Source organism: Candidatus Liberibacter sp., assembly GCF_014048425.1.
Taxonomy (GTDB): domain Bacteria; phylum Pseudomonadota; class Alphaproteobacteria; order Rhizobiales; family Rhizobiaceae; genus Liberibacter.
The window spans coordinates 41652-64697 of sequence record NZ_JACETX010000004.1 but is presented as its reverse complement, the minus strand read 5'-3'; the positions used below and the strand labels follow the sequence as shown (position 1 = coordinate 64697).

The following is a 23046-nucleotide window of genomic DNA, read 5'->3' as shown; positions in this document are numbered from 1 at the left end:
AACAGTGATACCGTGTTGCTTCATTCAGCGTCGTTCTACACATCTTGGCTAGTGGATAAAACAAAATAACCCATTGGATAGTAATTAGGGGTTTTATGAGAGAACTCAAACCGTCTATCCATCTTACCACTTTTGGCACTTTGTGCTTTGGTTGCCTCTATGAGAGCCATATTATCAGCGTTAATGGTGTCACTTTCAATCTTGATATTGCCGTCTATCCTAGCCAATTCAATACGATTACGATCGGCTTTTAAGGAAATCTTTTGTAATTCCAGCTCATGTTTATTGTTTTCTTTTCGATATACATCGTGGAAGTACACTGTCCATTGACTATAAAATAGTGGGAAAAAATATAAAGAAGCTCAAGCTAAAAGAAAAGAATACCTCTACGAATATACGTATGCAACCTCCAAAAACGTGGAAAAAATCTATAATTATGATAGAGCATTCAATAATTACAGGAAATTAGTCGACGAGTTAAAGATAAGAAACTTAAAGTGAAAGAGATTATATCTCTTCAAATCATCTCTTCTTTTTGAAAATCCTCATTGTCCTATCACACACCCAAAAGCCAACGATGCAAGTATTGGTCTTTATTGCGAGCAATCTACCAAAGCAGACACGCTTTTAATAATACCTTTAACAAACCGAGGGGTTAATAGATCGTTTACTGCTTTCTGACGTCCTTCTATAGTCCGTGATTCCATTATCCCGAAATGACCGACGCATATCCCACCACCCCCAACAAGCTCTGGGCGGTGTTTTACGGCATCACGATAATTCAATTTATTGTTAGGAGACAATTTTTCTGTTAATTTTATCCATTTCTTGAGGACGTCATTTTCTTCCAATATTGTCATTTTTCTTTATATTTATATGTGTAGTGGATGCTAAGGACTGGCAGATCCTGATTGCTGCGATTTTCTTTCCAGTGAATGTTAAAAAAATCTTAGCCTGTATAGCACAGAATATTTCTTTTCATAGGTTTATTTTCTTCAATACGGAAATTCTCAAGTATCTGGTAACGCCAGAGTATATGAAGATGCCTGGTTAGGTGGGGATTCCAGAGTATATGATTGTGCCAGAGTATTTAGGGATGCTGAAGTATGTGATAGCAATCAAGTATCTGGTAACTCCAAAGTCTCTGGAAATGCGATAGTATATTGCAATACCAACCACAATATCAATGGAGGTGGCAATATTTTGAGTAGATGATATACAGATAAATCGTATTCTGCTGCCTTCTCCAGACAAATGAATGCTCAAAGTTCAAACCATGCCAACCACAATATCAATTGAGGTGGTAATATTTTGAGTAGATGATATATAGATAAATCGTATTCTGCTGCCTTCTCCAGACAAATGAATACTCAAAGTTTAAAACCATGCCAACCACAATATCAATTGAGGTGGCAATCTTTTTGTAGGAAGGTCTTTCGATGAATAACATTCATCCCTCTCCAGATAAATTAATGCTCAAAGTTCAAACCATGCCAACTGATGTCAATTTAGATGGCAATATTTTTGGTGGATGGCTTATGTCACAGATGGATATAGCCTGCGGTATACATGCAAGCCAAATAGCCAAAGGAAGTGTCGCAACAAGAGCAGTCAAAGAATTGTTATTTGAAAAACCTGTGAAGGTAGGCGATGTTGTTCACATCTATACTGAAACTCGTAAAATCGGTCGAACTTCCATTACAGTATACTGTAGTATTTGGACATCTTATCGATATTTGCAGGAAGATTTTAACAAGGTTTCGGAAGCAATTTTTGTTATGGTTGCCCTTGATAAAAATGGAAATTCAAGATCAGTTATAACCGAAAAACAATAGCTCCTAACAAGGGATAACGTTTTCGAATTGATACGTCATTATTTTACTTGAAACCATTGTTCTTTGCACCTTGTAGGATATCAAAAAGACCATAATTTATAGAATGTCAAAAAAAGATCACGACAAACATTTCGAAAAAACTTCTCGAAATTCATCGGAGTTTGCTTCTTCTATAAGTGATAATAGCATTTTTTCAGAAGAAAAAATGCTATTAGAATCGGAAAAGCAAATGAGTATAAATGAAATGCGTCAAATCCGTTCTGCGGCGGGAAAACATCGTAAAAACGTAGCAAAGCGTATACGCAAGGAAAAATCTCCTCACGAACCAAAAACAAAAGATACTTCTTTACATTCCTCCGCTAAAATAATTTCTAATTCAAAAGGTAATATAGTCTCTGCAAAAGATACAATACGAAGAACCGATATCGGCACTGATATGACACCATCAGTGCAATTTCTTTCCCGCTTGATACAATCAGAAAATCCACTTTTTAAAAACGGCAAACCCTGGATCCCACATCGTCCAACGATGGAAAATTTGGAGAATATCATTCCGTTTAAAATACACACTGAATATCAACCTTCCGGAGATCAACCCTCCGCTATTTCCAGCCTAGTAGAAAGAGTTTTAGCGGGAGAAAAGACACAACTCTTGCTCGGCGTAACCGGATCAGGCAAAACTTTTACCATGGCTAATGTCATTGAACAAACGCAGAGACCAACTCTCGTCATGGCTCCTAATAAAATTTTAGCTGCACAACTTTATTCCGAGTTTAAAAATTTTTTTCCAAACAATGCCGTTGAGTATTTTGTTTCTTACTATGATTATTATCAACCAGAAGCCTATGTCCCTCGTACAGATACCTATATTGAAAAAGAATCTTCTATTAATGATTTGATTGATCGTATGCGACACTCTGCCACACGCTCTCTGCTAGAACGTCGTGATTGTATTGTCGTCTCTTCAGTCTCCTGCATATACGGCATAGGATCGGTTGAAACATATTCTAAAATGATTTTACAGATAAAAATTGGGGATTCTATACAACAAGAAGATCTTTTTTCTTTTCTCATACAGCAACAATATAAGCGAAACGATATAGAGATTACCCGTGGCTCCTTTCGAGTTCGAGGTGACTCTATTGAGATTTTCCCTTCTCATCTGGAAAGTTCTGCATGGCGGATCAGCATGTTTGGTGATGATATTGAAATAATTACCGAATTTGATCCTCTAACTGGCAAAGATTTTAAACATCTGCAATCAATAAAGATATACGCTAATTCGCATTATGTCACTCCACGACCAACGCTCAATGAAGCCATTAAACGTATTAAGGAAGAACTGAAGCTTCGTCTTATTGAACTGGAGGAATCAGGACGCATTCTGGAATCCCAACGCCTTGAACAACGCATCCATTATGATCTGGAAATGCTGGAAGCAACCGGCTCCTGTCAGTCCATTGAGAATTATTCACGCTATCTCACGGGACGCAATCCTGGCGAACCTCCTCCGACGCTTTTTGAATATATTCCCGAAAATGCATTATTATTTGTTGATGAAAGTCATGTCTCGATTCCTCAAATAGCTGGCATGTATCGTGGTGATTTTCGGCGAAAAGCAACTTTAGCTGAATATGGTTTTCGTTTGCCATCATGCATAGACAATCGTCCTTTGCGTTTTGAGGAATGGAATTGCATGCGACCAACCACTATCGCAGTTTCGGCAACTCCTGGATCATGGGAATGTGAACAATGTAATGGCGTCTTTGTCGAACAGATCATTCGTCCTACTGGTCTTGTCGATCCACCTGTAGAAGTGCGCTCTGCTCGCACACAAGTAGATGATGTATTCGGCGAAATACAGCAAAAAATTCAAGATGGTTGCCGCATCCTTTTAACCGTGCTCACAAAACGTATGGCAGAAGATTTAACAGAATATCTTTCTGAGCGTTCTATCCGCATACGCTATATACACTCCGAAGTGAATACTTTAGAACGCATTGAAATTATACGTGATCTTCGTCTTGGAAAATTTGATGTTCTGGTAGGAATCAATCTTTTGCGTGAGGGACTTGATATTCCTGAATGCGGACTTGTAGCTATTTTTGATGCGGATAAGGAAGGTTTTTTGCGCTCAAAAACTTCATTGATACAAACCATTGGCCGTGCAGCACGCAATGTTAATAGCAAAGTTATTCTTTATGCTGATATGGTAACAAAATCCATGCAATCAGCGATGGAAGAAACGGCAAGAAGGCGTGAAAAACAAATACAACACAACACAAAATACAATATAAAACCAAAATCAGTGAAAGAAAAAATACTTGAAGTCATGGATCCCAGCTTTGCAGAGGAATATCATGGTACACCTTTTATACAAAATATCGCAGATTTCTCGCAGTCAAACAAAGATCTAGATTCCCACTTGAAATTATTACGAAAACAAATGCTACTTGCAGCAGAAAATCTTGATTTTGAAAAAGCCGCACGAATACGAGACGAAATTAAAAAATTAAAAAATCTTCGCAAACAATCGACTCAAGAAACCTCAATGAATGGTGGGGGATATACAAACGGATTACAACCAGATAAAGATCCACTAGGATTTTCAAGCAATCATCATCCTCTTCTTGATAAAAGCACTGAAACCTCATGATGCTTTTACCTATACAGTTTGGTTTTGCACCTATTAATTTGGATTTTTCTGGCAACAAGGTTTTCGATCGCTAATACGCATATGCGTTTTTTATATAAAATCTTCTCATGATTATTGATTAAAATATTGTTTTTATAGCATTTTATATTATGCTGCATGCTATTTTATCCCTTCTCCTATAACAAGAAAATTCTTTTATTCTATGTTGGTTTTCGTAATATTATGAATCTTATTCGTCTTTTCGACGATGGGTTTGGGTCTTATTTTTTTTTGCAAAGCAACTGTTAAAGTTACAAAACTCATACAAGAAAGTGATGGTGATGATGAAATATTATCAAATTTCTTTTGGGACAAATTTCAGTTTTTTTTAAAATAAAATGACTCAACGTATATTTTAGCCAGTATCGGATTTTTCATGGTGAATCAAATGCTTGGAATTTCCAGATGATTTCCTTCAACAAATAGCACTAGTAACGATGCCAAGCTTATTTATGGAATGAGCTTTTTCCCCGTCAAAGATAGCAATACATTTTACACCATCCTCAATTATTGACGTTTCAACTTTTAGAATCATCCTCCTGAAAATTGGAGAGATATTTTTGATATTTAAAAGCTATGTAAGAAAATGATGATAGGATTAGCAATAGGGTGCAAAGCAAATATCATACGATTTTCGACATGATTTATGCCTGTAATTTTGTTTAAAGTAAGTAAAAATAGGGTATTTTTATATTATAAAATAGAAAAAGAACGATTTTTAGTGATTATTAGTATATAGATATATATTAGATTATATTAAAAAATTTTTATATTGTAAAAAATTGAAATTAAAAATAAATAAATCTTAAATATAAATATATAAAAATTTATTTTTTAATTATAATCATTTTTTATGTTTTAACATACTTAAAGAAAATCATTTTATCATATAATATTAATTTATATATTAGTGATTATTTTTTTTAATATAAAAATATATTGTTTTAAGTATTTTATACGAGAGGTTTTTATGATGATTTTTAAGTATTTAGCTGTTTTATTATCTGCATTTTTGATATCTTTAGCGTCTTGTAGTGCCGATCCATTACAAAATAATCCCCCTATCCCCGAATCTTCATCCCTATACATACAAAACGGAAAGCTTCATCTTGCGGATCATCTCTTCGACGGAACAATCGAGGAAGTCGCAGATAGATTATTACATTTGGGAGCCGCAATGGAGTCCATTGCTCAAAGCACAGATACAGAAATTGCTCAATTCGGAAAAGATGGAATAAGCCTTATAAAATATATTAAAAAATGGAAGAAGACTAAAACTGCTGTAGACAAAGCTCTGATAGCTACAGCAATCCTAACGGTATCTAATGATATCCTCCTTCTCAAACAACATGGGAAATTAGCTTAGAGTATCTTATAAGCGTTAAAACGTGTTCCTCTCTCGTTCAAAAACCAGAAGGATGGAAGAAGGGTTAAGGAAAAGGATACTTCGACTTAACCTTTCCGCCTATATTGAGATAATATAACCATTTATAAACCTTAGTCATTGATTATAAATCTCTAAAAAACCATACCTATTCAATCAACAACCAAAACCACAGAGAATCAAGATCAATCAAAAAGTTATGACGATTATCAAGAAAAGATTCATCGATAAGCCCAAGTCGATTGCGACAAGGAGGACAAAACATTGTTTTTTATCTCTACCTTTTTCAGCATCAATTAAATAATATTTTTTTCTTTCTAATCTTTTTATCGGCATACCCTCCCCAAAAAAACCTCCAAAATACCAGAAAAATGGCTTCTTGAGAGAATAAACCGACATCCCTCAAGGGATTCTTTTTTATCAGCCCTTGATAGCATATAGCCAAGTCTTCGAATTCATTATATGCAATAAAATTTCTTCATCACTCTTCAGAAGAAATAGCATCAACCTTGATAGGGAGGAGGAACTTATCAATCACTTCCCTGGCACTAATATCCAATAAAAACCAAAGACTCATAAAGGTTCCGATTTTGAGCGAATATCAGAGATATACGAGCGAATAACACGAACACGTACACCCTCGCATATTTCCACTTCGACCTCCAAGTCATCAAAAACTTTTGTTATTTTACCCGTTATCCCAGATCCCGTGATAATAGAATCTCCCCTTCTCAAATTATTTAACATATCTTCACGTCTTTTTGCCTGCTGACGTTGCGGGCGAATGAGCAAAAAATACCAAACGAAAATCAGGACGGAAAAAAGCACAGCCATTTCCATAGGTGAGGTTACCGAACCTGAAGATGAAATAGACGATTGTGATTGCGCATAAACTTGAGTGAACAAAATAAAAGGCTCCCGAAAATCAAAAATACTGATATAAAAATAACACTACGCAAAAGAGGCTCTCAAAGACTATCAATCTGCTCAGAAAATGCAATAACACCTTTTCGATTTTTGAAAATAGTTCACTAAAAAGACCCTCAAATGAAACAATTTCGACTACGACAACTCTTTCAATGATATTTTACAATATTTTGTTGTAAAATATTTCCATAATTGCAATTTATTCGAGAAATTAACATAACATACCAGTTTATAAAACGGATATATACTGTTGATATAATACGCAAAATATTCAGAATAGATTGCAATATAAGGGATTTCCTCTATATTTTTTTTGAAGATTATGTATTTGTTGTAAGGGAAATTCTTCTGACATAAAGTATATCACTTGTTGTAGTGAATCATACGTCGTGAGCCTTTTTCAGGATTTTATTTGGGAAGCAATTTTTGCGAAATATTTTGCTTTTGCATAGGGATAAAAATCCCGTATAATATTTGTGAGAAAATATGGAAAAGTCACCAAAATTGAAGGCAGAATTACCTCGTGGATTTGTTGATTATACATCAAAAGAAGTTCGTGTTCGGACTAAAATTATCGATACTATCAGAGATATATATGAACGATATGGCTTTGATCCCATTGAGACCCCCTTATTTGAATACTCTAACGCTTTAGGAACATTTCTTCCTGATGATGACAGACCAAATAGAGGAGTTTTTTCTCTTCAAGATGATGACAGTCAATGGATGAGCTTGCGTTATGACCTTACCGCACCTTTAGCGCGTCATGTGGAAGAAAATTTTAATGCAATAACTTTTCCATATCGAACATATCGTATTGGACAAGTTTTTCGTAACGAAAAGCCAGGTCCAGGACGATTGCGACAGTTTGTTCAGTGCGATGTAGATAATATTGGAGCAAAACAAGGAACATCGGATGCCGAAATGTGCATGATGATGGCAGATACACTTGAAGCTATAGGGGTAAAGCGCAATGATTACCAAATCGGCGTCAATAATCGCAAGATACTTGATGGAATCCTAGAAAAAATTGGATTAGGAGGAGCAGATAAAGTTGAACAAAGATTAGCCGTTCTGCGTTCTATTGATAAGCTAGATAAATTCGGACTACAAGAAGTAAAAGCATTACTTGGCCAGGGACGTCAGGATGAATCTGGTGACTTTACAAAGGGCGCCAACCTCACGTCTGAACAAATAGATACAATCATATCTTTTGTTTCTATCAACCATGAGGATTCTCTTAAAGAATTATACAAGTTAGTAAAAGGAACAGCATCCGGAGAAGAAGGAATTGCTGAACTGAATTTTATCAGTGATATCATTAAAAAATCTGGATATGATTCCGATCGTATTAAAATATCTCCTTCTGTCATTAGGGGATTGGAATATTATACAGGTCCTGTATACGAAGCTTCTTTGTTGTTTCCGGTTCTGAACAAAAAGAAACAGTCTGTAGTCTTTGGAGCTGTTGGTGGCGGGGGACGTTATGATGGTCTCGTATCACGATTCAATGGCAGATCTGTACCTGCAACTGGTTTTTCTATCGGTCTATCACGACTTGTTGTAGCTTTGGAAAGCCTACAAAACATAGAATCATTGTCACCACAAGAAGGCCCTGTACTCGTAACTGTCATGGATCATGATATCGATAGCCTTGGAAGGTATCAAATGTATACCCAAGCGCTACGCGCAGCAGGCATACGTGCCGAAATGTTTCAAGGATCTTCAAAAAATTTTGGGAATCAATTAAAGTATGCTGATCGACGAAACTGCCCTATTGCTATTATTCAAGGCAAGAAAGAATTATCTGAGGGAATGCTACAAATCAAAGATCTAGCTAAGGGTAAAAAGCTTTCGCAAGAAATCACAAGCAATGCCTCTTGGCGAGAAGCTCGTGTAGCACAAACCATGATTCCTGAATCCGAATTGGTTTCTACTGTTGAACAAATTCTGCAAATAAATCTTGAAGAGAAATCAGCATTCAAAGCATGACATAACTTTTCTGGAATCCATTTTTGTATCAAGGCAACATGAACAACCTATCTGAAAGCATGGATTCCCGAAGCAGCGAAACCTGTACTATGGCAAAATTGCGATTTCACCCGTTGCGTAAAAGGCATCTTCTTCTATCGACTTTTGAAGTTAAGTGTTATTCTTATGAGAATTCCTGTTTTTATGAGCAAGAAATCTCCCGATTTATTCTTCAATTGTCTTCTGATGTTATCCTGATCTTGCCTTTTGTAGATGGCTATTTTATGTTTTTCGTACAAGCAGAAACCTCCGATTTACATTCCTTGAAAAACAATAGAATATATAACAGTGATAAAAAAAAAACCATTAAAATTTTTTCAAAAAACTATCTCCTGTGCGTAGAGAAGTATCTAGGTCTTGAAGCATGAAAAAAGAATTCAGAACTCTAACCTGATTAACGTAGAAAAACAAAAACTAAACTGGTTGGAGCAAAACTTAGAGATAAGAAGCATAACAGCTTTCTCATATGGGAAAATGCTTAGAAGACAAACTTAAAGCTAGTGAACCCCGAGATAAAGGCTGAAACTGGGCACATAGCTAAAAAACAATATATATATAAGAGATAAGAAAACCGTTGCCAACCTGTAAAAGAAATCTAGCACCCTTTCTGAATCAGAGAATGCTGAAAGAACAAACAAGAAACATCGCAGAAATATGATGAATGTCGACTTCTCACAATGATCCTAAATCTTACTTGCAAGACCTATCCATCTATTTCAAAAAAAACGGATACGACAGTATATATTTACATATAGGTATATAATTTTCCTCTATGCTAAAAGGGATAAGAATTAGTGGATAACCACTTCCCTGAGTCATTACAAGATAATAGCCAAAATCATCCATAAAACACTATATAAAAATCGGATTAGCATAAATAAGTATGGGATTCTTCTGTTTTAAAAATATCCCCTTAGATCATCAATACTATGAATATAATCTTTCCTGTTCGTGAGTATAAAAAATATCAGATGCATATGATTTTATCAGCCACAATCATGAAGTCTAAAAACAATGGCATAAAAAACTTATCCAAAATCAAGATTTTACTCATTAAGCACAAGATCATAATAGCATAACGTTATTTGTGTTCGGTGCGAATCGAAAAATTCAAGAAACATCATTTTAATTTTTCCAAAAGCGCCCAACAATCTCATGGCATCATCCTTAAAATATCAGCTCATTTTAGAAGGTCATTTCTCGAATACTATCCAATAACACGCTCTATTAAAGCACCACATCTCCTCAGTTTTTTTTCCAGAAACTCAAAACCACGATCAAGGTGATATACGCGAGAAATCATAGTTTCACCTTGAGATGCTAAGGCTGCAATAACTAGCGAAACTGAAGCTCGTAAATCTGTTGCCATGACCGGAGCTCCCCGAAGTTGATCTACTCCTTCAACTCTAGCCGTTTGACCAGAAAGAACAATCTGCGCACCAAGACGAGCTAATTCTTGTACATGCATGAAGCGATTTTCAAAAATCGTTTCAGTAATATAAGAAACACCCGAAGAACGACACATCATTGCCATAAATTGCGCCTGCAAATCAGTCGGAAAACCAGGAAAAGGAGACGTTGTAACATCAACCGGCCTGAGTCTATCCCCATTCCAGCGGATACGAACACCTCCATCTACAAGATTGATATCCACACCAGCGCGACGCATTACATCAAAAACAGTATCTAAGAGCGAAGGATCCGTCATTTGTAATACGACATCACCACCTGTCATAGCGATCGCCATCGCATAAGTTCCTGCTTCAATCCGATCAGGAAGAATCTTATACCGCGTACCAGAGAGACTGGTGACTCCTTCTATCGTTATTGTAGAAGAACCCATCCCAGAAATTTTTGCCCCCATAGAATTAAGACAATGAGCAAGATCAACAACCTCTGGTTCGCATGCAGCATTATGAATAGACGTATCGCCCTGTGATAAGCTTGCTGCCATCATCATGACTTGCGTAGCGCCAACAGAGACTTTAGGGAACGTATAATTCGTTCCAATTAATCCCTTGCTGGGAACACGAGCATCTATATAACCACCATCGATTTTTATAATAGCGCCAAGAGATTCTAGAGAATCAATAAACAAATCAACAGGCCGTATCCCAATCGCACACCCGCCTGGTAAAGATACGCGCGCATGCCCTTCTCGCACCAAAAGAGGACCAATTACCCAGAAACTTGCTCGCATTTGAGATACAAGATCATATGATCCAGTAGTGTCAACGATATTACGACATCTAAAATGCATCGTACGCGCATAACCATCATCTTGATTTTTGCGTTTTCCATCAACAGATATGTCAACTCCATGATTTCCTAAAATACGCATAAGAAGCTCCACATCTGCTAGATGCGGAACATTTTCCAATGTCACTTCTTCACGAGTTAACAGCGACGATATCATCAATGGTAAAGATGCGTTTTTTGCACCAGAAATCGGAATAACACCATTAAGCTGATTTCCCCCAATAATTTTTATACGATCCATACTTTTTACGGATTAGAAAACCCGAACCCCCTCTTCTAAAAAAATCAAGGATAAAACCATAAATTGCAATCAAGCGCATTTTATCTTGAATACTCTAAAAGCAAAATCTAGAAAATCCCATTATTATTGCACTATATATCTTGATCTTTAAGACGTGCTCGTCCCTGTTCCTTACGACGATGCAAATTTTTTCGTAACATCTGTGCCGACCGTATTTTGCGAAGTTCCTGAGAATTTACAACTTTTTTTTTAAGGGTAGAAACTTCCACTTCCTTCTCATTGTCGTCCTTATCTCTCACCAACCATCTCCCCTTTTCTGCATAAGACACAAGGTACAGAGGATCTTATACAAAATTTACCTGATCTTTTATAGTCTTATCGTCGAAAGAATTGCATTCTTTATCTTATAAGAAACTAATAGCTATAACTTTCTCAATACGATATATTAAAGCCTCATTTTTTGTCTTTGATAAAGAATTGCATTGTTTATTTTATAAGAAACTAATAGCTATAACTTTCTCAATACGATATGTTAAAGCTTCATTTTTGTCTTCAATGCTGCAGTAGCTCAGTGGTAGAGCACTCCCTTGGTAAGGGAGAGGTCGAGAGTCCGATTCTCTTCTGCAGCACCATATATTCAAATCGAAAATCTTTTTTTTCCTATATGAATCAATACTTAAAAAATAAGTTATTGTTTTTGATTTATTTTTTTGTTTGTTTAGTCTTGCTTTTTTTGGGTGGGCGACTTTACTAAATCTTTTTTCTAACGATATTATTCGTGTACGAAAACCCGCAAATAAAAGAAACAATCTCTTGAGAGAAGAAGCGAAGAACCGCAAAGGAATAACGCCTCTAACAATTAAATACCGTGCAAGTCTTAACTTGAATAAGAGAATCTTTATTGAGGATAAATACTATTATTTATTTTATGTATTTATTTTTATGTATTTGGAGGTTGAGTTATGATTCTTTTCTTGTCTTTAGAATTATGCTTTTTTATTCACTCTCTCGGGATATCCTTCTAACGCAATGATGATATCGTGTAACAGATACGGCACATCATCCAAAAGTCAATTGAAAGATTGTGTTTCTGAATTGACAGTTAAAGGAGAAGATTGAGAGGATGAGACATCAATATTGAAATCAAAAATAAGTATTTTGGAACTGAAAGTAGGTTACTGAAAGAGAGTTTAAAAGGTGATATCTTAGTTCTATTAAGAAAATCAATTTCTTGCCACAATTAATAGTAGTGTAGCTCAAATTGATGAGAGGATTATCCTACATCATAGCAAAGACGTTAGGATTATATCTCAATATCTCAACATCTCAAAACAAGAACGTAAAATGACGTGATATTAAAAAGTTTCCTATCCGCTACTCCAAAAATCCCCTATCCGCAGCGTCTACCTACTATGACGACGACGCCAATCTCCCAGAAATAAAAGTATTGGCGCAGCAATAAAAACAGATGAAGAAGCTGCTATAAAAATTCCAAATTCCATGGGAACTGCAAAACTTGACACAGATCCACCTGCCCAAATTGCCATAGGTAACATAGAAAGAAAGGCTGTTGCAGAAGTATAAATACTGCGACCTAAAGTCTCATTTATGGATTTATCTATCAGGTCACGCAAAGGAAGAGAACGATGCAATCGCATATTTCTGCGCATACAATCATATACCACGATCTTATCGTTAACCGAATAGCCAACTAAGGTTAAAATAGCAGCCACAGCTGTCAAATTAAATTCAAATTGGGTTAACGCAAAAAAACCTAATGTTTTTGTTATATCTAATATTAGAGTCGCTATTGCTCCTACAGCAAAAGGCCATTCAAAACGAATCCAAATATAAATTAACATTGCAATAGCCGCAATGATCACAGATAAAATTCCCTTTTTGATTAATTCCTCTGAAACTTTAGGTCCAATGATCTCTGTATGCTGTACGTGCACAAAAGGGCCAATTTCCATTAAATTTTTCTTAACCAACCCCAATACATGAGACTGAGCATCGCTATTACCAGGCTGATATCCCAATCGAACGAGAAAATTTTTATCACCATCAAAACCCTGCAAAGAAATTTCACCTACTTGGAGAGGTTCTAATTTAGAACGAATAACAGATAAATCCAAAGGCTGATCCGTTGAAACTCCTATTTGAATCCCACCCCGAAAATCGATGCCACAATTTAATCCATGCGTAAACAAGAGAACAACGGCACAAATTGAAAGAATAGCAGACGTTCCGATTCCCCAAAAACGTGCTTTCATAAATTGAATAGTAGTATTGTCTGGAATAAGAGAAAATCGTAACAATGGTTTCATGTCTATGCGTTTAATCTTCTTATACCGCACAATGAAAATCATCATGGAACGAACAATAGAAATTGCCGTAAACATGGAAATAATAATCGACAAACCCATAGTAATCGCAAAACCACGAACAAGACCACTTCCGTAAAAAAAGAGGACCGCAGTAGCTATAAGCGCAGTAACATTAGAATCAACAATGGTAGAATACGCACGGGAAAAACCTGTATCAATGCTCAAAAAAGCACTGTGACCTTTTCTGCTTTCCTCACGTATACGCTCATTCACCAATACATTGGCATCAACAGCCAATCCTATTCCAAGAACAATTCCTGCTATACCTGGAAGAGTTAAAGTCGCACCCAGCAAAGTTAAAGACGCAATAGTAAGAATGAGATTTAATAGAAGCGCAAAATTAGCAAGAAGTCCCCACTTTCCATAGAGAACCATCATAAACAACACAACAAGAGCAAAGCCCATCAAGCTTGTACATAACCCTTGATATATCGAATCAGCTCCGAGATCGGCGCCTACAATCCTCTCTTCTACTATATTGAATTTGGCAGGCAAGGCACCAGCACGCAACATAGCAGCCAATACGCCTGCTGTTTCTATTGTAAAATTACCGGATATTTGTGCCCTACCATTAGGAATAGCTTGATTAATAATCGGAGAAGTCAATACTTTTTCATCGAGTACTACAGCAAAAATACGACCCACATTATGCCGTGTAACATCAAAAAAACGGGAAGTACCAATCGCATCAAAACTAATACTAACAATAGGTCTGTTGGTTTTATAATCAAAATTAGCAGAAGCACCATTCAAATGTTCACCGGCAATCTCAACCTGATCTTTTACAAGGTACTCATGTCCAGAATCATCTTTCAAAAGACTGACACCAGGTGGCAAAAATCCCATTTGAGAGTCAACCTTTTCCGACACCATACGAAAGCTCATTTTAGCAGTCGTCCCCAAAAGTTGACGCAAACGCGCTGGATTTTGTTCTCCTGGAAGCTGGACAAGTATACGATTTGATCTCACACGCTGGATTGTCGGTTCACTGACACCAATTTGATCAATACGCTGACGAATAATCTCTATACTCCGTTCAACAGCAGAAGAGACCATATTCGAAATACTATCTTGGCTTAATGCAATGGTTATACCTTTTTCGGCATTCTCTGTAATCAAGAAATCGCTTCTACGATAAGATCTCGATTTAAATGCGACATCTTGAAAAAAATTCTTTAACCGATCAACAGCAATAGCCCGTAAAGCAGAATCTGCAAATACGATAGCAATCTTGTCTTTAAATCGACGCGCCGAAATTACACTTACGTCTTCTTTCTTTAAAAAAAGGCGTAATTCACCCAGAACTGTTTGAAGTCGTTCTTGCACTAAATCTTCTTCATCTACTTCAAGAACCAGATGAGATCCTCCGCGCAAATCCAATCCTAAAGAAACAGATTTTTTCGACATAAAAAACGGAAAATCATCAACCAAAGATTGTGGAAGAAAACTAGGCACAGCAATCACAGTGCCTAGAAAAACGACAACCGCATATAAACCAACAAGCCAAGAATTATTTCGCATCTATACCTTTTTCCAGAAAAACACGGAGATATTTAATTGCTTTGAAAAAAAGCAAAAATCTCTCCCTTCACAAAAACAAAGAAAGAAATATCCACCCTTAACACCAAAAAACACTTCGAATCAATTTAAAACAAAACATAAAACATCCAAAGCCCAAATGACATGACATTCCTACCTTAACAAAAGAGTAAGCCTTGATATCACGAACAATAACAATCATTAAGCAAAAAAGAACGTTTTACTGATCTAAGTTGTCTGCTTTAGATTGATTATTTGAGTCAGAGATTTTTTTTGGTTGAGTATCTAATGCTAAAACATCCGTGCATTGATCATATACAACCTTTTCATGGTGAACCTGATTCAATCTATCCAACATACCAAATGCAACTACACGTGCGCTCATAACGACAGTATCTGCTCCATATTTCGTAAGGTGCTCTACCTCAGCTTCGGATTGGGCAACTGCAATAATAAGAATGGACGGATTAACTTTCCTTGCTTCTTCAGTGATATAAGCTGCTTCAAAAGCATTTGGAATAGATACAACGAGCGAACGAGCCTCAACAATATTTGCCATTAAAAGCACGTCGCCAGTTGTAGCATTACCATAAACAGCATCAATACCTAATGCACGCAATTCCTCTATCCTCTTTTCAGACTCTTCGATGACAAGAAAAGAAATACCCGCTGCTTTAAGATTTTGAGCTATTATTGTACCAATACGCCCATAACCAACTAACACGGCATGATCAGTAAGTATAGTCTTTTGACTGACAGTTTCCTCCTCCTGATCAGAAATGGTTGCAGTATGAGAGCTTGGCATCGCTCGCGCAAACGCACAAGATTCAACCAAGCATTCTCTGTCTTCATTTTCCGTCTGTCCCCAAAAGCTGATAAGGAAAGATTCAAGCAAAGGTCGTATATATCCAAATAATGCAAACACAAGCGGATTTAAAATGATGGAGATAATAGCCGATGCCATAACAAGATCACTAGCATTTTCTGGTATCAGACCATGTTTAACTCCGTGAGCGACTAAAATAAAAGAAAATTCTCCAATCTGTGCTAAACTCGCTGAAATTGTCAAAGCCGTCATAACAGATCTCTTGAAGGCAATGACTATCATAAAGGCTATCAAAGATTTCCCAAAAATGATGATCATTATCGTCATCAATAGTATGAAGGGACTACTGATAAGAACCTGAGGATTAAATGACATTCCTACAGAAACAAAAAAAAGAACCGAAAAAGCATCACGCATAGGAAGGCTCTCTTGTGCGGCACTTTGACTGAGCTCACTCTCTGCCAAAACCATACCTGCAAAAAAAGCACCAAGCGACAAAGTCACACCAAATAACTTTGATGCTCCATAAGCAACACCAAGTGCTATAGCCAACACACCAAGACGAAATAATTCACGCGATCCCGTATAGAATATCTTATGCAATATAAAAGGAATAATGCGACGTCCAAAGATAAGCATCACTCCAACAAAAGCCATAACTTTCAGTAAAGTAATGAGGATAACTCCGGCAATTCCAAAATCAATTCCTGTAAGCCGGCTGGCTATAAAAACCAAAGGATCGGATGAAAGAGAAGCTCCTGAATGAATGTTGATAGCTGCGGGTATAAAAACAAGCGCAAGGACAATAACAAGATCCTCTACTATCAACCAACCAACGGCAATCCTTCCACGATCTGTCTCAAGTATACGATGTTCTTGGAGCGCTTTTAAAAGCACAACTGTAGATGCAATGGAAAGAGCTAAACCAAATATTAAACTCCCTCCTAGAGACCATCCTATGCCCATTCCCAAACAACAACCAAGAAACGTACCCAAAAAAATTTGGATAATAGCTCCAGGAATAGCAATACCACGTACTGAGAGGAGATCTTTCAAAGAAAAATGCAATCCTACACCAAACATCAATAGAATAATTCCTATTTCTGCAAGTTCGGGAACCAAAGATTGACTAGCAACGAACCCCGGAGTGCGAGGACCTACGAGAATACCAGCTACTAGATATCCCACGAGCGTCGGAAGACGAAACCGATTTGCCATAGCTCCAAACAAAAAGGCAAGCACAAACCCCCATATAATCGTCGACATAAGAGGCGTCTCGTGTAACATAAAAAAGCTCCGTCAAACGGATTAAAAATCCTATAAGAAATAACGACGCAGACACCCATCGTACGATGCCATGCAATCATATATAGAAACAAGTCACATAACTAAAGCTTAGGATTGTAATTGCGACACCGTACACATCTCGCAAAAAACGACGTTCTCTCTTTAAAATAAACTAGTATCCTCATTCCATATAGAAGTAGACTATATCACATAAAGAACTAAAAATCATATATAAAACAGACGTAGTTTCTGAAAAAAAAGAATCTATCACCTTATGATTGAAAATTCCTAATAAATCGTGTATTTTCCCCATCTTATGTGCCCCGTATACTGCACAACAAAGCACAGAATCTGAGACAATTGTAAGTAGCGCAAATATCTTCTATATAGCTTTTTTCTATAGAAGGCACGGGTTCGTACTCGCAAACAATATTTCGTATTTTATAGGAATTCAAAAGTTACAAGCGAAAGCGATCTCGATTGGGCAGCGATTGATACATTCTTCTCTAATATCTTCTCAAGATTGGAAATCTTTATAATCCCTTGTTTCTTATTGGATATATCATAGTATTTAGGGAAGTGATTAATAAATTCTTCCCTTTCCTAGAAGAACTCTAAAATGAGATTTTGTCAAAATACTTAAAAATAATATCATATAAACTCTAAGTTTCTGAAATAGAAATTTGAGGCATCTGACTCGAAGACGTTCCTAGTATACAATCAACATCACCAAGACATAAACCCATTTGCATAACAGAGAGAGAAAAACATCTCTCAATGGCATGTTCGAGGTTTCCATCTAAACTTTCATTTTTATTCGATGCGAAATCTTTTGAAAGTCCTAGATATTTTATGGGATCAAGAGCTTTACGCCTCACCCAAAACATTGTACCGCCAAAAAAGTCAAGCTTACAATTTTCAGAAAGAATTCCCATCTTTCTAGCAATAGAAAGAACCGATGAGTAATTCTTTCCCCAAGCCTTATCGTGCGCAAAATAGTTGTTGGGATAGCGATATGCTCGTGAACCTATCATTCCTATCGTATCACACCTATCAAAAGTCTCGATAATTTTTAAAGCGACACCAGATGCACCAAGAAGATCAAAGAAAATCCACCGCCGCCACAGATCTCCTTCCCACCAAGAATGCCTTCCATCCCTTGATTTTTTAGCATGGATCTTACATATATAATCATATTTATCAAGTTTCCCTTCTTCAAGAAAAACAAGGAAGGGACGGATATCCCTTCCATAATTATCCATTACATATACCCGTGCACACGAGAAACGCCGCAAAATTTCCGATCGTATTTCTGAACTTTCTCGCACAAGACTTATATAAAGGTCAAAAGTGAAACCTAGTCCTGACAGAAGATTGGCTATCTCCATCCAACGATCAACATAGTAAATATGGACAACGATAGCTATTCTCGCCTTAGTTGCTATCTGTAAGTCAATATTTTTCGCTATAGAATCATCCCATCCATACAATAACTGCGGGAAATTATGGATTTTATTTCCATCAAAGGGTAGACCCCTTATCCTCATATGACGGTTGGACTTTAAAAAAGATCTCTTTGCCCGCCTTGAGCCATATGCGAAAATACGATTTTCGCCAAAACATAATTTATTATCTCGCCCAAAAACAAATAGAGATCGCAACCAAAAAAAACACCCCTTAAGAGGACCGATCTTATCGATGATGAGATTTTCACTATAAAAATTCCATGATTTAGAAAAAGAAGTAAACAAAAAATAGCCTATGGTATCACTACTTAAAGGCAAATAGATAACAAAACTCCTCTCCTGTGACGATATCAATCGAAGGCTACATAAGGAAGAATCATGCAAATCAGGACGAGGAATAAGCCGATATACAGAAGGAAACCTTATCATAGCTAAACCAGAGATTCACGAAAGGACACTCGATACGCTTCCAATATTTTCCTCAACAACTCCCCGCAGATATCGTCCATAAGGATGATCTCCAAATCCTCTAGCAAGTTTCAAAAAATGATCTCTATTTATGAAACCTTTTCTGTATGCTACTTCCTCAGGACAAGCAATATACGATCCTTGACGCTCTTCAAGAGCTCGAACAAACATCGAAGCGTCCAACAATGATTCTGATGTGCCAGCATCAAACCACGCACTACCCTGTCCCAAAACTTCTACCGAAAGAGACCCTTGATCCATGTAATGGCGATTAATATCCGTAATCTCCAATTCACCACGAACAGAAGGCTTTAGACTGCGTGCAATTTCAACAACATCCTTGTCATAAAAATAGAGCCCCGTAACCACCAAAGAAGATTTTGGAAACTCAGGCTTCTCTTCTATAGAAATTGCCCGATTACAAGAATCCAACTCAACAACACCATAACGCTTCGAATCTCGAACATGGTAAGCAACTATTGTCGCTCCCTTCTGTCGCATACACCCCCTTTGAAAAATAGCAGAAAGATCGGATCCATAAAAAATATTATCCCCAAGGATAAGAATCGAAGATAAATCACCAACAAAATCCGATCCTAAAATATAAGCTTGTGCTAAACCACCAGGAAACGGTTGTTCTATATAAGAAAATTCCACTCCCCACTGTTTTCCTGTGCCGAAAAGATTCTTAAAAACAGGAAGATCCCTTGGCGTGGAAATGATCAATATTTCCCGGACATTAGCATCCATCAAAATACTCAAAGGATAATAAATCATCGGCTTGTTATAAATCGGCAATATCTGCTTAGAGACAGCATCTGTAATTGGGCTAAGGCGTGTACCTGATCCGCCGGCAAGAATTATACCCTTCATTATTTGCTACTCCGTATGAAATTTTTCTCTAAAATTACCTTCGTATTATTAAAATTATGAGAAAAAACATTGTAAAGGCCATCTTTCCAACTCGAAATCCGTATATTATGAATTTTCTCCAATTTGCTACAATCAAGGCAAGAATACATCGGACGACGTACGGTTGTAGGGTAAAAACGAGTAGAAACTCGACGAACTTCAGCGACAGGACCGCTATATTTCGCTGATATCAAGAAAATATGTTCAGCAAAATCTGCCCAACTGATAGGACCACCATTCGCCACCATATGGAATACTCCACGCAAAGCAATATCAGAATTATCTACCAAATTACGTGCAATCTTAAGAATAGAAATTGCAATCTGAAAAGCTGAAGTTGGCGTTCCAAATTGATCACAAACAACATCCAATTCATGACGAACTTTTGCCGCTTCTAATATAGAACACAAAAAATTTCTACCAATCATGGAATAAACCCATGCCGTACGCAAAATAACATAATTGTTCGTAAAGGAAATGACATTTCTTTCACCTGCCAACTTACTCTTTCCATATACATTGAGAGGAGCCGTATCAGCATCTTCACGAACAGGAACACAAGCAGATCCATCAAAAACGTAATCAGTTGATACATATATGTAAGGAATGCCAATTTCTGCGGCTGCCGCCGCAACAACACCAGCACCAGTTGCATTAATAGCAAAGACCCTTTCTGGATCATTTTCCGACTTTTCTACAGCTGTATATGCCGCAGGATTAACAATAACGTCAGGAGAAAACTTTAAAAAAATTTTTGTAAAATTTTTCGGTGTCGCGAGATCAATATCTGGACGTCCTATCCTGATTACTTCTGCTTCTTGATTAGAGAAATAAGATAATGCAGTCGCAACCTGACCATTATTTCCGATTACCAGAATCCTCACTTAAACTATTCCATTGGGCATGGCCCCTCATCATAACATCACCACACAGAGATCTCCACCACCAACTATTGTTCAAATACCAATGAACAGTCTTCTCTATTCCACTCTCAAAACTCTCTTGAGGAAACCATCCTATTTCACTTTTTATTTTTGAATAATCAATAGCATAACGACGATCATGGGCAGGACGATCTTTTACAAAACGAACCAAACAAGAATGAAGATAATCTTTCGGCATCAAAGAATCCAACAAACCACAAATGTGAAAAACGATATCAATATTATGTCGCTCACTCTCCCCGCCAATATTATATTTTCCTCCGATCCTTCCATTGCTGAGAATCAAACGTAATGCTTGAACATGATCTTCGACATAAAGCCAATCACGCACATTTTGACCATCACCGTAAATAAAAATACTCTCTCCTTTTATAGCCCTGGTAATAACTAGTGGTATAAGTTTTTCAGGAAAATGGTACGGTCCATAATTATTGGAGCAATGTGAAATCAAAACTGGAAATCCATATGTGCGTCCCCACGCAAGAACCAAATGATCTGCGGAAGCTTTCGACGCAGAATATGGTGAAGACGGATTGTATGGCATCTCCTCACAAAATGATCCATTCTCCAAAGAGCCGTATACTTCATCTGTGGAAACATGTAAAAAACGAAATTGATCTTTTTTTCTTCCAGAAAGAGATGACCACCATAATCTCGCTTCCTCTAGCAATACAAAAGTTCCCACGATATTAGTGGTAATAAACTCCTGGGGATCACAAATAGAACGATCTACATGACTCTCTGCAGCCAAGTGCATCACAGCATCTGGCTGGAATTCTTTAAACGCGCAACGAATCCTATTCCGATCACAAATATCGACTTGTAAGAACGAAAATAACTTATTCTGAGAAACCTCTTTCAGAGAGGTTAAATTCCCAGAGTAAGTCAATTTATCTATCACCAAAACATGTATTTTTAACTCATCTACGAAATATCGACAAACTGCTGATCCAATAAAACCTGCCCCTCCGGTTATAATTAAACGCATGTTATATATTGATTTAAATCAAGAGGAAAAAGAGGCATTCCGTTATAATCAAAAGGACTATCTAACTCCTGTAAACGTGAAAGCAACATATCTTTTTCAGATAAATTGGGAAATATGTTTTCTAATCTTGGCCATTCAATACCTATACTTACATCCTTCCAAAAAATCCCTGATTCATACTCTTTAGAATAAAAATTCGTTACTTTGTAAATGACCTCTGTATTTGGTTCTAACGTCATGAAACCATGTGCGAATCCAACTGGGACGTAAATTTGCAAGTGATTTCTCGCAGAAAGTTCTAGTCCAACCCAGTGACTCCAGGTAGGAGAATTCTTGCGTATATCCACAACCACGTCAAAAACTCGACCAACAATACATCGCACAAGCTTTGCTTGCGAACGAGGTGGTTTCTGAAAATGCAGTCCCCTTACTGTACCTATGGAAGAGGAAAAAGAATGATTCTCTTGCACAAAAACATCGTCTATACCAATATCTCTTAACGCTCTATCATTATAAGATTCTGAAAACCAACCTCGATTATCTTTGATTTTTTTTGCTTTAAGAACACGCACAGGATTAACAATCACCATCGAAATTCATACACCAAAATAATATTAAAAAATGTAGCCTTTAATTCTCAATCTAGGATTTGTAAAAAACCTCAGAGAAAAACGCATCCGTCAACGCAAGATCCCCCAAAGAGGAAAAATAAACTTCTTAAAAGACGACAATTGAATCGAGAAGATTCAATTTTCCAAGGGAAATAATTCTCAAAATCCGAGATGTATACCTAGTCCTTTGTCTTTTTTCCCTTTTCACATGCCAAAATAAAATATATAGTATGGAGTATATACTAT

At 36.8% G+C, this 23046-nt stretch carries 17 protein-coding genes, 1 tRNA gene and 1 pseudogene; 7 read left to right on the top strand and 12 right to left on the bottom strand.

Features of this window, described 5'->3' with window-relative positions:
• Nucleotides 1-35: 35 nt before the first annotated feature.
• Together H0G72_RS01195 and H0G72_RS01190 are read right to left on the bottom strand one after the other, a co-directional pair.
• Nucleotides 36-320, bottom strand: a complete 285-nt coding sequence (locus H0G72_RS01195) for a hypothetical protein (protein WP_182016791.1) — start codon at nucleotides 318-320, stop codon at nucleotides 36-38.
• 273 nt (nucleotides 321-593) lie between these two features.
• Nucleotides 594-860: a hypothetical protein gene (locus H0G72_RS01190; RefSeq protein WP_182016789.1), complete on the bottom strand. Its 267-nt coding sequence runs from the start codon at nucleotides 858-860 to the stop codon at nucleotides 594-596.
• A gap of 151 nt (nucleotides 861-1011) precedes the next feature.
• Here H0G72_RS01190 and H0G72_RS06395 point away from each other — a divergent pair.
• The 4 genes and pseudogenes from H0G72_RS06395 to H0G72_RS01175 all read left to right on the top strand — a co-directional run.
• A pseudogene (locus H0G72_RS06395) lies at nucleotides 1012-1215 on the top strand (hypothetical protein); the annotation flags it as partial.
• A gap of 224 nt (nucleotides 1216-1439) precedes the next feature.
• A complete protein-coding gene (locus H0G72_RS01185; RefSeq protein ID WP_182016787.1) occupies nucleotides 1440-1835 on the top strand; it encodes an acyl-CoA thioesterase in 396 nt (131 codons plus the stop codon).
• Nucleotides 1836-2064: 229 nt separating this feature from the next.
• Nucleotides 2065-4491 carry an excinuclease ABC subunit UvrB gene (gene uvrB / locus H0G72_RS01180; protein ID WP_409049304.1) on the top strand — a complete coding sequence of 809 codons (2427 nt, stop codon included), beginning with the start codon at nucleotides 2065-2067 and terminating at the stop codon, nucleotides 4489-4491.
• Between the two features lie 1009 nt (nucleotides 4492-5500).
• Nucleotides 5501-5896, top strand: a complete 396-nt coding sequence (locus tag H0G72_RS01175) for a hypothetical protein (RefSeq protein WP_182016785.1) — start codon at nucleotides 5501-5503, stop codon at nucleotides 5894-5896.
• A 591-nt stretch (nucleotides 5897-6487) separates the two neighbouring features.
• On the opposite strand, the gene yajC is transcribed toward H0G72_RS01175, so the two are convergent.
• A complete protein-coding gene (gene yajC, locus H0G72_RS01170) occupies nucleotides 6488-6823 on the bottom strand; it encodes a preprotein translocase subunit YajC (protein WP_409049305.1) in 336 nt (111 codons plus the stop codon).
• Nucleotides 6824-7327: 504 nt separating this feature from the next.
• Between yajC and hisS the strand changes: the two genes are divergently transcribed.
• Both hisS and H0G72_RS01160 read left to right on the top strand, forming a co-directional pair.
• Nucleotides 7328-8833 (top strand): histidine--tRNA ligase, encoded by a 1506-nt coding sequence (gene hisS, locus H0G72_RS01165; protein ID WP_182016783.1) that lies wholly within the window; start codon nucleotides 7328-7330, stop codon nucleotides 8831-8833.
• Between the two features lie 38 nt (nucleotides 8834-8871).
• Nucleotides 8872-9240: a hypothetical protein gene (locus H0G72_RS01160; RefSeq protein WP_182016781.1), complete on the top strand. Its 369-nt coding sequence runs from the start codon at nucleotides 8872-8874 to the stop codon at nucleotides 9238-9240.
• Nucleotides 9241-10079: 839 nt separating this feature from the next.
• Here the strand turns inward: H0G72_RS01160 and murA are convergent.
• A complete protein-coding gene (murA, locus tag H0G72_RS01155; protein WP_182016779.1) occupies nucleotides 10080-11372 on the bottom strand; it encodes a UDP-N-acetylglucosamine 1-carboxyvinyltransferase in 1293 nt (430 codons plus the stop codon).
• 131 nt (nucleotides 11373-11503) lie between these two features.
• Entirely contained in the window at nucleotides 11504-11671 is a 168-nt protein-coding gene (locus H0G72_RS01150; RefSeq protein WP_182016803.1) for a hypothetical protein, read from the bottom strand.
• Nucleotides 11672-11929: 258 nt separating this feature from the next.
• Here H0G72_RS01150 and H0G72_RS01145 point away from each other — a divergent pair.
• Nucleotides 11930-12004, top strand: a tRNA-Thr gene (locus H0G72_RS01145).
• Nucleotides 12005-12775: 771 nt separating this feature from the next.
• On the opposite strand, the gene secD is transcribed toward H0G72_RS01145, so the two are convergent.
• The 7 genes from secD to rfbC form a co-directional block, all read right to left on the bottom strand.
• Entirely contained in the window at nucleotides 12776-15280 is a 2505-nt protein-coding gene (gene secD, locus H0G72_RS01140) for a protein translocase subunit SecD (RefSeq protein ID WP_182016777.1), read from the bottom strand.
• 238 nt (nucleotides 15281-15518) lie between these two features.
• Complete coding sequence (locus H0G72_RS01135; RefSeq protein WP_182016775.1) at nucleotides 15519-17411, bottom strand: cation:proton antiporter domain-containing protein; 1893 nt, start codon at nucleotides 17409-17411, stop codon at nucleotides 15519-15521.
• Between the two features lie 662 nt (nucleotides 17412-18073).
• Nucleotides 18074-19306, bottom strand: coding sequence for a rhamnan synthesis F family protein (locus H0G72_RS01130; protein WP_182016773.1), 1233 nt, complete (start codon nucleotides 19304-19306; stop codon nucleotides 18074-18076).
• A 15-nt stretch (nucleotides 19307-19321) separates the two neighbouring features.
• Nucleotides 19322-20218 carry a glucose-1-phosphate thymidylyltransferase RfbA gene (gene rfbA / locus H0G72_RS01125; protein ID WP_182016771.1) on the bottom strand — a complete coding sequence of 299 codons (897 nt, stop codon included), beginning with the start codon at nucleotides 20216-20218 and terminating at the stop codon, nucleotides 19322-19324.
• Nucleotides 20218-21141: a dTDP-4-dehydrorhamnose reductase gene (gene rfbD, locus H0G72_RS01120; RefSeq protein WP_182016769.1), complete on the bottom strand. Its 924-nt coding sequence runs from the start codon at nucleotides 21139-21141 to the stop codon at nucleotides 20218-20220. The genes rfbA and rfbD overlap by 1 nt, the downstream gene beginning before the upstream one ends.
• Nucleotides 21116-22189: a dTDP-glucose 4,6-dehydratase gene (rfbB, locus tag H0G72_RS01115; protein WP_182016767.1), complete on the bottom strand. Its 1074-nt coding sequence runs from the start codon at nucleotides 22187-22189 to the stop codon at nucleotides 21116-21118. The genes rfbD and rfbB overlap by 26 nt, the downstream gene beginning before the upstream one ends.
• Nucleotides 22180-22779 carry a dTDP-4-dehydrorhamnose 3,5-epimerase gene (gene rfbC / locus H0G72_RS01110; RefSeq protein WP_182016765.1) on the bottom strand — a complete coding sequence of 200 codons (600 nt, stop codon included), beginning with the start codon at nucleotides 22777-22779 and terminating at the stop codon, nucleotides 22180-22182. The genes rfbB and rfbC overlap by 10 nt, the downstream gene beginning before the upstream one ends.
• Nucleotides 22780-23046: the final 267 nt, after the last annotated feature.